11 protein-coding genes are annotated in these 14,586 nt (G+C 59.6%); 5 read left to right on the forward strand and 6 right to left on the reverse strand.

Annotation, left to right across the window (positions count from 1 at the left end; genetic code table 11):
- Positions 1-108: 108 nt before the first annotated feature.
- Positions 109-570, reverse strand: a complete 462-nt coding sequence (locus DES49_RS11225; protein WP_133736521.1) for a hypothetical protein — start codon at positions 568-570, stop codon at positions 109-111.
- Between the two features lie 168 nt (positions 571-738).
- On the opposite strand from DES49_RS11225, the gene DES49_RS11230 reads away from it, so the two are divergent.
- Entirely contained in the window at positions 739-3,663 is a 2,925-nt protein-coding gene (locus DES49_RS11230) for an insulinase family protein (protein WP_133736522.1), read from the forward strand.
- A gap of 1 nt (position 3,664) precedes the next feature.
- On the opposite strand, the gene ppsR is transcribed toward DES49_RS11230, so the two are convergent.
- On the reverse strand, positions 3,665-4,483 hold the full coding sequence (gene ppsR, locus DES49_RS11235; RefSeq protein ID WP_133736523.1) for a posphoenolpyruvate synthetase regulatory kinase/phosphorylase PpsR: 819 nt from the start codon (positions 4,481-4,483) through the stop codon (positions 3,665-3,667).
- Between the two features lie 176 nt (positions 4,484-4,659).
- Between ppsR and ppsA the strand changes: the two genes are divergently transcribed.
- From ppsA to rraA, 3 genes are read left to right on the forward strand one after another with little or no spacing between them, the layout of a single operon-like run.
- Positions 4,660-7,029: a phosphoenolpyruvate synthase gene (ppsA, locus tag DES49_RS11240; RefSeq protein ID WP_133736524.1), complete on the forward strand. Its 2,370-nt coding sequence runs from the start codon at positions 4,660-4,662 to the stop codon at positions 7,027-7,029.
- Positions 7,030-7,077: 48 nt separating this feature from the next.
- Positions 7,078-8,013, forward strand: coding sequence for an alpha/beta hydrolase (locus tag DES49_RS11245; protein ID WP_133736525.1), 936 nt, complete (start codon positions 7,078-7,080; stop codon positions 8,011-8,013).
- A gap of 33 nt (positions 8,014-8,046) precedes the next feature.
- Positions 8,047-8,550, forward strand: a complete 504-nt coding sequence (gene rraA, locus DES49_RS11250) for a ribonuclease E activity regulator RraA (RefSeq protein WP_133736526.1) — start codon at positions 8,047-8,049, stop codon at positions 8,548-8,550.
- A gap of 111 nt (positions 8,551-8,661) precedes the next feature.
- On the opposite strand, the gene DES49_RS11255 is transcribed toward rraA, so the two are convergent.
- A complete protein-coding gene (locus DES49_RS11255; protein ID WP_133736527.1) occupies positions 8,662-9,330 on the reverse strand; it encodes a TIGR04211 family SH3 domain-containing protein in 669 nt (222 codons plus the stop codon).
- Between the two features lie 82 nt (positions 9,331-9,412).
- Positions 9,413-9,712, reverse strand: a complete 300-nt coding sequence (locus DES49_RS11260) for a YciI family protein (RefSeq protein ID WP_133736528.1) — start codon at positions 9,710-9,712, stop codon at positions 9,413-9,415.
- 89 nt (positions 9,713-9,801) lie between these two features.
- On the opposite strand from DES49_RS11260, the gene DES49_RS11265 reads away from it, so the two are divergent.
- Positions 9,802-10,686, forward strand: coding sequence for a PHP domain-containing protein (locus tag DES49_RS11265; RefSeq protein WP_133736529.1), 885 nt, complete (start codon positions 9,802-9,804; stop codon positions 10,684-10,686).
- A gap of 7 nt (positions 10,687-10,693) precedes the next feature.
- Here the strand turns inward: DES49_RS11265 and DES49_RS11270 are convergent, their stop codons facing one another.
- Positions 10,694-11,233 (reverse strand): YecA/YgfB family protein, encoded by a 540-nt coding sequence (locus DES49_RS11270; protein ID WP_133736530.1) that lies wholly within the window; start codon positions 11,231-11,233, stop codon positions 10,694-10,696.
- 10 nt (positions 11,234-11,243) lie between these two features.
- Complete coding sequence (rne, locus tag DES49_RS11275; RefSeq protein WP_133736531.1) at positions 11,244-14,246, reverse strand: ribonuclease E; 3,003 nt, start codon at positions 14,244-14,246, stop codon at positions 11,244-11,246.
- Positions 14,247-14,586: the final 340 nt, after the last annotated feature.

Consider the following 14,586-nt stretch of genomic DNA (forward strand, 5'->3'; position numbering starts at 1 on the left):
CCACTCCGTAAGGATTCCGTGAGACGGGCTGCTTTCAGCCCCGACCTCAAAATGTCACCGACAATACTACCCCAGATCGCGCTGCTGCTGCGTGAAGTGACGCACTTTTCAGGCTTTCTCCTGGCCTGAGGATTGCTGCAGCTCTTCCCACGCACGCATGTGGACATCCGCCTCATACTCATAAGGGGACTTGAAGGGCGTGAGAACCAGGTCGAAAACCGCGAAGAGGAACCCGATGGAGAGCCATGAGAGAAACAGGGTCTCCATCGTGGTCGCCTGGACCTGGGCTGTGGCGTTGACGAAAGCCTCCAGGTGGGGGAGGGCTTTGTCCACCATGGCCACCGGGTTGAAGCGTGAAAAGACCAGCGGAATCCAGAATGCGATGAATACCGGAAAAAAGCCAAAGGACCACAGGAACCGCCGCAGCAGGTAAATGCCCAGCGCATTGGCGTAACGGCGACGAAGCTCGGGGATCCCCCTGATCTCCTCAAGGTACCGTTTGCGCTCCACCCAGTATGCCTCAAGGCGGGGTCGGGAGCCTGTTGCTGGAGTTTTGGCCTGTTCGGTCACGGTCAACTCTTTCGGTTGCTGGTGTGTGTATTACTATAATTCAGTTGGGCGCACATGCCAGAAGCCGCTACTATTGGCGCCGGCTGCGGGAGTCGCCACGATCGGTAGGATTCCCGCCATGCAATCGATAGAATGGCGCAACACTCACTGAACGGACAGGAATCATACATGACCGAGACTGGGTCGAAAGAGGTACATCCCGCATTTGAGCGTATCCGGGTCCATCCCATCAGCACTCTGCATCTGGATGTTGAGGAGTACCGGCATCGTGCCACCGGCGCGCGCCATCTGCACCTGGCCTCTGCCAACGATGAGAACGTGTTTCTCGTTGCGTTGCGCACCTTCCCGATGGATTCCACGGGGGTTGCCCATATCCTGGAGCACACCGCGCTGTGCGGGAGCGAGAACTATCCGCTGCGCGACCCGTTTTTCATGATGATCCAGCGTTCACTGAACACCTTCATGAATGCCCTGACCAGCAGCGACTGGACGGCGTACCCCTTTGCGAGCAGGAACCGGAAGGATTTTGATAACCTGCTGTCCGTCTACCTGGATTCCGTATTTTTTTCCAACCTGGATCGCCTGGATTTTGCCCAGGAAGGCCATCGGCTGGAATTCGAGGTACCCGACGATCCCGCCACGCCGCTGACCCACAAGGGGGTCGTCTACAACGAGATGAAGGGAGCCATGAGCTCGCCGGTCTCACAGCTCTGGCAGACCCTGTCCAAACACCTGTTTCCCACAACCACCTATCATTACAACAGTGGCGGTGATCCGGATCATATCGTGGATCTGAGCTACGAGCAGCTGTGTGACTTCTACCGCCAGCACTATCATCCGAGCAATGCCATTTTTGCCACCTTCGGCAACATCCCCGCCCACGAGCACCAGCAGCGGTTTGAGGAGCTGGCATTGGGCCGTTTTTCGGCGGCGGATATTGATCTGCCCGTGCGCGATGAAAAGCGTTACTACGCCCCCCTCCGGGTGCAGGAACATTACGGCAGTGATCCGGACGAAAAGACCGAGGGCAAGACCCATGTTGTCGTTGGCTGGCTGCTGGGCCACAGCTTCGATCTGGAAAAGAACCTGGAGGCCGAGCTGCTGACCTCGGTGCTTCTGGACAACAGCGCGTCGCCGCTGATGCATGCGCTGGAAACCACCGAACTCGGACATGCCCCGTCGCCGCTGTGTGGGCTCGAGGATTCCAATCGCGAGATGACCTTTGTCTGTGGTATCGAGGGCGCGGAACCCTCGGAGGCCGTGGCGATCGAGGAGCTTATTGTCAAAACCCTGGAAGGGGTGATGGAGGACGGCGTTGCCGAGGACCGCCTGCTCGCCATAGTGCACCAGCTGGAGCTCCACCAGAGGGAGATTTCCGGAGACGGGGCGCCCTATGGTCTGCAGCTGATCATGCATTCCCTTTCGCCCATGGTGCATGGCGGTGATCCGGTGGACCTGCTGGACCTGGAGCCCGTACTCGAGCGCCTGCGTGAACGGATCCAGGATCCGGGCTACGTCCCCGGGCTGGTCAAGCGCCTGCTGCTGGACAATCCCCACCGGGTAACACTGACACTGGCCCCTGACAGTCAGCTCCATGAGCGCCGGGAGGCAGCAGTGAAGCAGGCGCTGGAGGAAAAACGCCGGGCGCTTGATGAACAGCAGACCCGCGACATTATTGACCAGGCGCTTGCCCTGCAGGGCCGTCAGGATCAGGAAGACGATCACTCGCAGTTGCCGCGGGTAGGGATCGAGGACGTGCCTGCGTCCCTCAATATGCCCGAGGGGGAGGATGATGGGGAGCTTCCCGCAACCCTCTACAGGACCGGCACCAACGGCCTGATCTACCAGCAGGTGGTTGTGCCACTGCCGGCACTGGAGCCTGAACAACGCCAGCTGCTTCCCCTTTACACCAGTATTCTGACCGAGCTGGGTGCCGGTGATCTTGATTACCTGCGCATGCAGGACCGTATTTCCGCATGCAGTGGCGGCATAAGTGCCTCTGCAACGATCAAGGGGAATGTGGATGACGTGCAGCAGGTAAAGGGGTATTTCACCCTCAGTGGCAAAGCGCTGGCGAATAACAGCGCGGATCTTCTGGCCCTGCTGAGCGATGTCTATTCACGTCCGTCTTTCGATGATCCGGAACGCGTCCGTGAACTGGTGGCACAGATGCGGGCGCGCCGTGAACAGGCGATTACCGGCAATGGGCATATGCTGGCCATGGGGGCCGCGGCTCAGGGGGCGAGCCCCGGAGCGAAACTGTCCTATGAGCTGGGGGGGCTCGCCGGTATCCGCCATCTGGTCGCGCTGGATGACGCCCTTGCCGACGACAAACAGGCGAGCAATCTCTGCCAGAAGCTGTCGGACCTGCATGAACGGATTCTCTCCCAGACACCACGGTTCCTGCTGGTCGGGGAGCAGTCCGGCCTGGAGCAGTCCCGCGAAGCGTTGCGCACCCGTTGGGGTCACGTTGAGCAGGACGGAGCCGGCGACTTCGCGCTTGAACCCGTGCATGAACAGGTCAATCAGGCCTGGCTCACCTCCACCCAGGTCAACTTCTGCGCACGGGCATTCCCGACAGTGCCGGTAGAGCACGAGGATGCCCCCGCACTGACGGTTCTCGGGGTGCTGCTGCGCAATGAATTCCTGCATCGCCATATCCGTGAGCATGGTGGTGCCTATGGCAGCGGTGCCGGCCAGGACAGCAGTAATGGTGTTTTCCGGTTTTTCTCCTATCGCGACCCCCGCCTGGAGGAGACATTGGCGGACTTTGACGCATCGCTGGCCTGGGTTCAGGAGCATGACCACAGCCCCGAGAGCGTCGAGGAAGCGATACTTGGCGTGATTTCCCAGCTTGACCGCCCCCGCTCCCCGGCCGGGGAGGCGCGTCACGCCTATCATAGCCGTCTGTTCGGGCGCACCAGTGAACAGCAACAGCGTTTCCGCGAGCGGGTACTTTCAGTGACACTGGCGGATATGCGTGCGGTGGCGCGTCGTTGGCTGGATCCGAAGCATGCGAGCACAGCGGTTGTCACGAGCTACGGGAACCGCGAGCGCCTCCAGGAACTGGGAATGAGCATCGAGGAGATCTGAGTCAACGGGCCCTGCGCTCGATGCCGGTCTGGACGAGGATCCGGGTGGAGATCTCCTCAACCGAGTAGTCCGTGGTATTGAGCGAAGGGATGCGTTCACGACGATACATGGCCTCGGCCTCGTTAACCTCAAGCATGCACTGGCGCAGTGAGGCGTAGGTGGAATCGGGCCTGCGCTCATTACGGATCGCGGAGAGGCGGTTGGGGTCGATCGTGAGGCCGAACAGTTTCGCGCGGTAGGGCTTGAGTACGGTCGGGATCCGCTGCTCACCCATGTCGTCCTCGGTAAGAGGGTAGTTGGCGCCCTTGATTCCGTACTGCAGTGCCAGGTAGAGGCAGGTGGGCGTCTTGCCACTGCGGGACGGCCCTACAAGGATGACATCCGCCTCATCGTAGTAGCGCGTCCGTGCCCCATCGTCGTTCTCCAGTGCATAGTTAACGGCCTTGATGCGTTGTTCGTAGCTGCCGTCATTGGTGATCGAGTGGGACTTGCCGACCGTGTAGGAGGAGTTCGAATGCAGCTCGGCTTCCAGTGGGGACAGGAAGGTACCGAAAATATCAACCATAAAGGCGTCTGCCCGTGACAGTTCCGCCCGGATCGTGCTGTCAACAATGGTGTCGAAGGTCAGCGGTTTTGACCCGTCAAGCGATCCGGCCTTGTTGATCTGCTGTACCGCCTCATGGGCTTTGTCCACGGAGTCGATATAGGGCAGCGTCACTTTCTCGAACTGGATGTTTTCAAACTGGGCAAGGAGGCTGTTGCCAAGCGCTTCGGCGGTGATGCCCGTACCATCGGAAATGAAAAAGGCGGTGCGCTTCATGAGTCTCGGCCCTTCTGCAACGGTTTTGGGTATCCTAGTGGCGGTAGTCGCGGTTGTGAAGCCTTGAGTCTGCCGGTTTTCTGGTGAAAACCCGGGTGGTTCAAGTATGATGTCGGGGTTTCCGGAAAAGCGGCAACCCGCTTGAGATGACTGGCAATAATTTAGGGAGACTGGCTTTGGACGATTACATCATCGGATTCGAAGAGCTGGGGATGGACGATGTTGACCGGGTTGGCGGCAAGAACGCTTCCCTGGGAGAGATGATCAGCAATCTGGCCAATGCCGGTGTGTCTGTTCCGGGCGGCTTTGCGACAACCGCGGCCGCCTATTGGGAGTTCCTGGAAAAGGATGGTCTGCGCCAGCGTATCGACGAGGAGCTCAACGACCTCGATATCAATGACGTCAACGAGCTTGCCAGGGTTGGCGCGAACATCCGCCAGTGGATCATGGATACGCCGTTCCCGCCGAAGCTGGGTGCGGCCATTGACGAACGCTTTGAACAGCTCCAGCAGGGCGATCCCGCGTTTGCCGTGGCGGTACGTTCCTCCGCCACGGCCGAGGATCTTCCGGATGCTTCCTTTGCCGGGCAACAGGAAACCTTCCTGAACATTGTGGGTATTGATAACGTCAAGCAGGCCGTGAGGGAGGTTTTTGCGTCCCTGTTCAATGACCGGGCCATTTCCTACCGGATACATCACGGCTTTGACCACAAGAAAGTGGCACTTTCCGCCGGTATACAGCAGATGGTGCGCAGTGAAACCGGCAGCAGCGGCGTGATGTTTACGCTGGATACCGAGTCCGGATTCCAGGATGTGGTCTTTATCACGGCGTCCTACGGCCTGGGTGAAACGGTCGTGCAGGGCGCGGTTAATCCCGATGAATTCTACGTGCACAAGCCCACGTTCGAGGCGGGGCGGCCGGCTATTCTGCGGCGTAATCTGGGCAGTAAAGCGATCAAGATGATCTATGCCGGCGATGGCGATACGGGTAAGTCGGTTGAGACCGTCAAGGTGGACGCGGAAGACCGCAACCGATTCTGCCTCAATGACGAGGACGTCACTGAACTGACGCGTCAGGCGCTGATCATCGAAAAGCATTACCAGCGCCCCATGGATATTGAGTGGGCGCGTGATGGTGACAGCGGCAAGATCTACATCGTCCAGGCGCGCCCGGAGACGGTCCGCAGCAGCAAGGGCATCCACACCATGGAGCGGTATCTTCTCAAGGAGACCGGACAGGTCATTGTCGAGGGACGCAGCATCGGCCATCGGATCGGTAGCGGCCCGGCACGCATTGTCACCAGCATCCACGAAATGGATCGGGTCCAGAAAGGGGATGTCCTGGTCACTGACATGACGGATCCTGACTGGGAACCGGTGATGAAGCGCGCGTCCGCGATCATTACAGACCGGGGCGGCCGCACTTGCCATGCCGCCATTATTGCCCGGGAGCTTGGTATCCCGGCGGTGGTCGGTTGCGGCAATGCGTCAGAGATTATCAAGGAAGGCCAGGAGGTGACGGTTTCCTGCGCCGAGGGCGATACTGGCCTGGTCTATGAGGGACGCCTGGACTTTGAGCTTCGGGAGAATTCCGTTGAGTCCATGCCGGCACTGCCGTTCAAGATCATGATGAACGTGGGCAATCCGGACCGTGCCTTCGATTTTCAGGGGCTTCCCAACGAAGGGGTGGGTCTGGCCCGGCTGGAGTTCATCATCAATCGTATGATCGGTGTTCACCCCAAGGCTCTGCTCAATTTTGATTCGCTTCCCAGGGATATCCGCCAGACGGTTGAGAAACGCATTGCGGGCTACAGTTCGCCGGTTGAGTTCTACATCGACAAACTCGTGGAGGGCATATCCACGCTGGCCGCCGCGTTCTATCCGAAGAAGGTGATCGTACGCCTGTCGGACTTCAAGTCCAACGAATACGCCAACCTCATCGGGGGCACGCTGTACGAACCGGATGAAGAGAACCCGATGCTTGGTTTCCGGGGCGCATCCCGGTATATCTCCGACGCCTTCCGGGACTGTTTTGAGCTGGAATGCCGGGCGCTGACCCGCGTGCGGGATGAGATGGGGCTGACCAACGTGGAAATCATGGTGCCTTTCGTGCGCACGCCCGGCGAGGGTCGACAGGTGGTTGACCTGCTGGCCAGCAACGGGCTTGAACGCGGCAAGGCGGGACTGCGCGTCATCATGATGTGCGAACTGCCGGCCAATGCGCTGCAGGCCGAAGAGTTCCTCGAGTGTTTCGATGGTTTCTCCATCGGCTCCAACGACCTGACGCAGCTGACACTGGGTCTCGATCGGGACTCCGGCATCGTCGCGCACCTCTTCGACGAGCGTAACGAGGCCGTGAAGATGCTGCTCTCCAGTGCCATCAAGGCCTGCCGTGAAGCGGACAAATACGTTGGTATCTGTGGCCAGGGCCCCTCGGACCATCCCGACCTGGCGAAGTGGCTCATGGATCAGGGCATTGACAGTGTCTCACTGAACCCGGATTCGGTGCTCGACACCTGGTTCTTCCTGGCCGAGGATCAGAAATAACAGCCGGTGACCAGTGGATCATAACAACGGAGCAAGGAACCCCAGAGGATGCAGAGCAGTAGCCGCCTGTTTCCAGTAGCGCTGTCGGCCACGGAAATGGCTGGAGAGCTTTACGAGGATGTCTATCATATGAAGCCGGGCGTCAGTACTGACCCCACGGTCCGTCTTGCTGTCACCCGTGTCCGCGACCCCGCCTGGCAGGGCGAGCGGTTTCCAGTCGTCCTGCTCCATTCCGAGTTCCATAACCGCAGGCTGTGGCTCACGCCTATGGGTGAGGGCTTTGCGGGGCTTCTGGCAAGCTATGGCTATGATGTCTGGCTCCCGGAAATGCGGGGCCATGGCCTCTCCCCGGGAAACAGGGATTGGGCAAAGGGGCATGAGGCGCTGTTGGCCGAGGAGGACCTGCCCCCCGTTCACCGATTCGTTGCCGAGCAGAGTGGCCATGAGCCCGCCTGGGTTGGCCAGGGGCTAGGTGCGCGTCTGCTCGCCCACGTCATGATCCATAATCACCAGCTTCTGCAGCTGATTCCCGCGGCAGTCTTTATCGATCCCGGCAGTCCCGGGTCCCACTGGACAACCCGCGTGATGTCCTTTTTTGAGCGGCTGAATCTCGGGCGTCATGAGCGTGTGTCCGGCCCACGTCGTGGCTGGGGACCGGAAGATGAGCCCAGTTTCCTCCTGCGCGATATCCACCGCAGCCAGCGGCGTTATCGCCGGCGCAGGCCGCACCCGATTTACGACAGCCTCAGGGTTATCCGTTGTCCGACGCTGTCGGTGTCGCTTGCCAGCGATGAAGAGGCCCGCACCTTCGCCGGACTTCTTGGTGGGCAGGTACGCCAGACGTTGGTTGCCTCCCGGTATGAAACGGCCCGGTCCGGCGAGGAAGGCTGTACCCTGGCGCCCGCGATCCAGAACGATATGCGGGCCTGGCTGGACGAGGTATGCCGGATTTCACAGCCCGAGCCCTTCTCCAGGGCACTGTGAGCGCCTTGTCTGGTTGCCTTTTTTTCATAAGTGATGAAGGAGAAAGCTGTGTCTGAAATCGTAACCCCCGATCTGTGTGATGCACATCCCGAGGTGGACGTGGTTGAACCCATGTTCCGTAACCTGGGTGGTAAGAGTGCGTTTGGCGGTGAGATCGTGACTGTGAAATGTTACGAGGACAACTCCGTGGTCAAGGAGCAGGTCGGTAAGCCGGGCAATGGCTGCGTCCTGGTCGTTGATGGGGGTGGCTCGCGCCGCATAGCACTGCTTGGCGATATGCTGGCAGAGAAGGCTTCGGCCAATGGCTGGCAGGGAATTATTGTCTACGGCTGCATCCGCGACGTGGATATCGTCGGGCAGACCGACCTGGGCGTGCAGGCGCTGGCAACCCATCCTCGCAAGAGCGAGAAGCGGGGTCTTGGCGACCTGAACGTGGTTCTTCATTTTGGCGGGGTAACCTTCCGTCCCGGCGATTATGTCTACGCCGACAATAACGGGATTATTGTCTCGGAAAAGGCGCTTCCGGAAGCTCAATGAGAGGTGGTGGTGATGACACCGACGCCAGTGCCCAGCGCAGCAACCAGCTGCGCCGGGGAGTCACTGGCGTCCCGGCCCCGGGGTTGAAGAGGTCAAGTGCTGGCCTCTTCTTCAGGCCCAGTTCTCTGATTTGCGGCTGGGCTTAAGCAGCGGGAAAACAACCGCGATGAAAATGCCGGCAATCACCAGTCCACCCCCGGTCAGGAGGTAGCTGGATTCCCGGCTGTCTTTCAGGCGTTGGTTTTCCGTGGCCAGGACCTCCACTTCTTTCTGCAGTTCCTGCCTTGCCTCTCTCAGCTCGGTGTTTCGTTTCTCAAGGTTGATGGCGTTTTCAGAGACGGATTTGATACGCTCAAGCTCTTCAGTAACGCTTGAAAGCCTGGATTCGAGCTGCTGTTTTTCTTCGCGCGTCTGTTCCAGGGCAGTTCGCGTTTCCTCAAGTTCAGAGCGCGCAGTGCTCAGCGAGTTCCGGGCTTCCTCGAGGTTGGATTTAGCGCGCGACAGACGGTCCTCGGCGATTGGCTCGCCGGTCAGGTACTGGGTCTGGATGTAGCCTTCCTGTCCATCCCCGAAACGGATGAAGGAATAACCCGTTTCCTCATTCTGTTCAATCACCTCGAGAGGCGTACCACTGCGCAGTCCCTGTTGGACAATCCGGTACTGGTTGCCTTCGCCCGCTCTGACGGGCACGTAGAGCACATCCTTGACGTACATGGTCTCTGCCTGGACGCTTCCGACAGCCAGAAGCAGGAGTAACGCCAGTAAGCTGATACGATGCATTGCGTGATCCACGGTTCTCAGTTCCTTGTTTATAGAGCGCCGAATTCTGACACAGTTATGTAATCTTGCCCATACCACCCCTTCAGGGCAGGACCGGCTTGTAGGGCTTAACCATTACCGAGTTGTAAACACCTGCTGCCACATAAGGGTCCGCATTGGCCCAGGACTGTGCATCTTCCAGTGACTCGAACTCAGCAATCACCAGGCTGCCGGAAAATCCGGCGTCCCCGGGCTCGGTTGTATCCGCTGCCGGGAACGGACCGGCAAGCAGCAATCGGCCTTCATCCCGCAGCGTTTCAAGTCGTGCGATGTGGTCTGCCCTTGCCCCTTTTCGAAGTTCCAGGCTGTTGGGAACATCTTCCGATATGATCGCGTAATACATGAGTTGTCTCCGTGTTGGTCTGGATTTGATTCGTTCCGGCATCAGGGGAATGATAAAGTGCCCGGCTGACTTCCGAAACAGGCACTCCCATGATCGCCGAGAACCTCCCCGGATCGCCCACAGTCGATCTTCACTGCCACAGTACTGCCTCCGACGGAACGCTCTCGCCGGCGGGCGTGGTTGCACGAGGCCACGAGCAGGGTGTTCGGGTTCTTGCGCTGACCGATCATGACACCGTCTCGGGCGTCGGCGAGGCGAGGGCCGCCGCGGATGCGAGAGGCATGGTGCTGGTCACCGGTATTGAGCTTTCCTGCCTTTGGCGGGGGCAGACCATCCATGTGGTGGGGTTGGATTTTAACAGTGAGGATTCAGATCTGGTTGCGGCCGTTGAGGGCCAGGAAACGGTTCGCCATGAGCGGGCACGGACGATTGATGAACGTCTCCGTCAGAAGGGGCTGCCTTCGGTATTGGCGGAAGCTCAGGCACTGGCGGCCGGTGTTCCAGGGCGGCCGCATTTTGCCCAGGCGCTGGTGGAGCGAGGTGTTGTTGCGAAGCCTGACGCGGCGTTTCGCCGTTATCTGGGTAACGGCAGGGTGGGGGATATCAAGGCCTGCTGGCCCGACCTCAGTGACGTGGTTCAATGGATTGTCGACGCTGGTGGTAAGGCAGTGCTGGCGCATCCGCGTAAGTACCGGCTCACCAATAACAAACTCAGGAAGTTAATTGGCGATTTCACCGGGGTTGGTGGCAGCTGTATCGAGGTCCTGAGTTCCGGCCAGTCGCCCCAGGATACGAACTATCTGGCCAGATTGTGCCGGGAGTTGGGTTGCACTGCCTCCGGGGGCAGTGACTTCCATGGACCCGGTCGTCCCTGGTGCGAATTGGGGCAACTGCCTCAATTACCGCCAGAGGTTGATCCCGTATGGCACCACCTCAGTGACAATACCCGGCAGAGACTTGAGGCGCTGGCCTGAGAACGGGTTAGGGGGAGTGAAAATGCAGGTAGAGATCGGTCAGGATATCCGGTATGGCCTCTGAATAATCCGCATAACGCTTCGGATCCTGTCTTGCCTGCTGGAACGCCTCGTCGTCAAACAGATTGGAGAGCGTCAGTATGGGAGTCACGAGCTGACCGATCTGCTCCTCATCCGACGCCAGCCATTGGTCCTCCTCAAGAAGGAAGATATCCGTGAAGCCGGCGCACCAGTTCTCTACGGCTTCCTCTTCTGACTCTTCGTCGTCGGGTTCGGGCAGTTCCGCTGAATGGCCCTGTTCCAGCAATTGGCGCAACTCCTGCGCCATGCGGGTTACCAGCCGGGAGAAAATCTCAGGGATCGATGAAACTGCCTCCGGCGCCTGGCCTGTTGCCACGGCAAAGACCCGGTGCATATCCAGCGCCTCCGGGCTGACCACGGCGGCTGTTACAGCCCCGTGCAGCCCGAACACATCCAGCGCATGATCCCCGTATTCTGGGTCGAAAAGGATCGACTCAAGCGCTTCAACCTCGTCTTCTGTGAGCATGCCGCCGCCTTCAGTTCTCGGTGTCCGTTTGGGCTGTCCCGGATTGCTGTTTCTTGAACGCCTCGCGACGCCTGCGGATCTCCCTCGGGTCGTTATAGGCCCGCCCATTCAGTGGCGGCAGGTGGATCTCGTCTGCAGCCGGTTTATGCTCTGGTTCCGCGGTTTTCTCCACAGCTTTTTCATCGCCAGCTCCGGCGCTGGGCTTACTGGAATCCTGCTCGCTGGAGTCCTGCTTAGCGGACTCCTGCTTAGCGGACTCCTGCTTGGCGGACTCCTGCTTGGCGGGCTCCTGCTTGGCGGACTCGTGCTTGGCGGACTCCTGCTTAGTGGGCTCCTGCTGAGCAGATTCCGGCTTCTTGCCTTCCTTGGGGCCTGGCTTCTTCTCGGCTGCCTTGTCCGCGGGTTTCGCTGCCTCTGTTTTCGGTGTGGACTCCGGCGCACTGGTCTGGGAGTTTTCCGGACCAGCCGGTGCTTCCGCCGATTTTTCCGCTTTGGTCTCAGGTTGAGCCTGGGCGGCAGACGCCTCCCCGTCCTGTTTTTCCGGTGCAGATTCCGTGCGCTCGTTCATTCCGTTTGCAGCGGATCCGGGACCCGTCTGGGTATCGTCGGCGGGTGTGCCATCCTTATTACGGGGGCGGCGCGGGCGCTCGAAGCGCTCGTCCGGCTTGTAATCGCCCGAACTTTCCTGATTCTGGCGGTTGCCTGACCCGGATCGGTTGCGGTTGCCCCCGCCGGACCGGCGTTTCTGATTCCGCTGGCGCCCGTCCTCGCGGCTGTCCTCTCCAGACTGGCCGTCGGATTTATTCTTATCCGGGTCCTTTGGTTTGCTGTCCTTGGGCTTGTTATCCGGCTTGTTCTGCTTGTCACCGGATTTGTTGTCTGCCTTGCCTTGATTGTTTTCTTTGCTCTTGTTGTCTTCCTTGCTTCTGGCGTCTTCCTTAGGCTTATTACCCGGCCTATTCCGGTTTTCGTCACCGGAGCGGTTTTTCGACTCGGAGCCGCCGCCCTTGCCCTTGTCGCCGCTGGGCTTGTCGCCTGACTGCTTGTTCCCGCCCTGTTTGCGGGTGTCACCCTGATTACGCTTGCGCTCGTCGTCGCGTTGGTTCTGACCGCCACGACGATTTCGGTTCTGGCCGCCCCCCTGGGAGCGATCCTGCTGGCCGCGACCGGAATCCTGCTTCTGGCGTCCGGTTTGCTCTTTGCCGCTGTCCCGGCTGCCTGCTCCCTTATTGGCATCAGAAGAAGGGCGCCGGCTGGTGTCCGCGTCATTCTTCTGTCCAGCTTCATCTTCCGTGGCCGGCGGCGCGAACATGGTCTGAAGTTTGCGCGCGGCGCGTTGCCAGAAGCCCAGGGGTTCGGCGGTTTCCGTCTGTCGGGAAGGCGTGGGGGCCGGGGTGCGAGCGGCAGGGCTGATCGCCTTGACCGCCGCTTCCTCGCGGACATTTTCCCGCTGCATCATTTCCCAGGAAACTTCCGTCTCACTCTCTTCACTGCGCGCGGCAATCCGGAAGCTCTGCTCACCTTCACGGGCATCGCTGTCATCGGATCTCAGACGCTGGACCTCAAAGTGCGGGGTTTCCAGGTTCTGGGAGGGGATTACCATGACCCGGACTTTCTCGCGTTCTTCGATCGCGTTGATCTCGTCACGCTTCTCATTGAGCAGGAAGGCCGCCACGGTAACGGGGACGAGTGCACGGACCTCCCCGGTCATGTCCTTGGAGGCTTCTTCATACATCAAACGCATGATGCTCAGCGACAGCGACTCGATGCTGCGGATCGAGCCCTGGCCGTTACAGCGGGGGCAGACCTCGCTGCGTGTTTCTCCAAGGGAGGGCCGAAGGCGCTGCCGTGACATTTCCAGCAGACCAAAGCGGGAGATGCGGCCGAGTTGAACCCGGGCGCGGTCAAGCTCCAGGGCCTCCCGCATGCGTTGTTCAACTTCGCGCTGATGGCGGTTCGGTGACATGTCGATGAAGTCGATCACGATCAGGCCGCCAATATCCCGCAGACGCAGCTGGCGAGCGATCTCGTCCGCAGCTTCGAGATTGGTCTGCAGAGCCGTTTCCTCAATATCACCGCCACGGGTGGCCCGAGAGGAGTTGATGTCGATGGAAACCAGTGCTTCGGTCGGGTCGATGACCAGTGAGCCACCGGAGGGCAGTGAGACCTCGCGCTGGAAGGCGGTTTCGATCTGCGCCTCGATCTGGTACCGGCTGAGCAGGGGGATTTCGTCCGTGTACAGCTTGATCCGGTTCTCGAACGACGGCATAACCGCGCGGACAAAGTTCAGCACATCCTCGTAGACGGCTGGCGAGTCAATCATGACCTCGCTGATTTCCTGGCGCAGGTAATCCCGGACTGCGCGGATAATGACATTGCTCTCCTGGTAGATCAGGAAAGGGGCCTTGCGCGCACCAGCGGCCTCGGTGATTTTTTCCCAGAACTGGAGGAGGTAGTCGAGGTCCCACTGCAGCTCCTCGCTTTCACGGCCAATGCCGGCGGTGCGCACGATTACGCCCATGCCCTTGGGCACCTTGAGCCCGGACATGGCGTCCTTGAGCTGGGTTCGCTCATCCCCCTGAATGCGACGCGAAATGCCGCCCGCGCGGGGGTTGTTGGGCATCAGGACCAGGTAGCGGCCTGCCAGTGTGATGAAGGTGGTCAGGGCAGCGCCCTTGTTGCCGCGCTCCTCCTTGTCGACCTGGACAATGATTTCCTGACCTTCTTTGACCACGTCGCGAATGTTGATCTTGCCTTCGATCTCGGAAGGGGACTTGCTGAAGTATTCGCGGGCCATTTCCTTCAGGGGCAGGAAGCCATGGCGTTCGGAGCCATAATCGACAAAGGCCGCTTCGAGACTGGGCTCGACGCGGGTGATACGACCCTTGTAGATGTTGGACTTTTTCTGTTCCCGGGTGCTGGATTCGATATCCAGATCGATGAGCCGCTGGCCATCAACCAGAGCAACGCGCAACTCTTCTTCGTGAGTTGCATTGATGAGCATTCTTTTCATGAATTAGAGACTTCCATCGTTCTTCGACGGAAGCTCGGCGGGCACGCAAGGGCGAGAGTGTTGGGGTACCCACGGAAATGCCTCGGCCCGGCACTGGCCGACACCTTCGCAAAGGTGCTCTGAAGTGGCGTGTTCCAGTCCATTACGAGGCGCACTGGAACGCGTTGTGCCGGATACCGCTCCGTTCTGGCATCCAGTTCATTCTCATTTGTCTGTTCATGTGGGTCGCGAGGTCTTATGTCATATTCATGATCAGGACAGCCCGGACCTGCATGATTCCGTAAACCGTTGCGATGTACCTGCCGGATGCTTCCGTACGGGTTTACATCATCCAGCCCGA

Origin of the sequence: Halospina denitrificans (assembly GCF_004364635.1) — a bacterium.
GTDB lineage: Bacteria > Pseudomonadota > Gammaproteobacteria > Pseudomonadales > Oleiphilaceae > Halospina > Halospina denitrificans.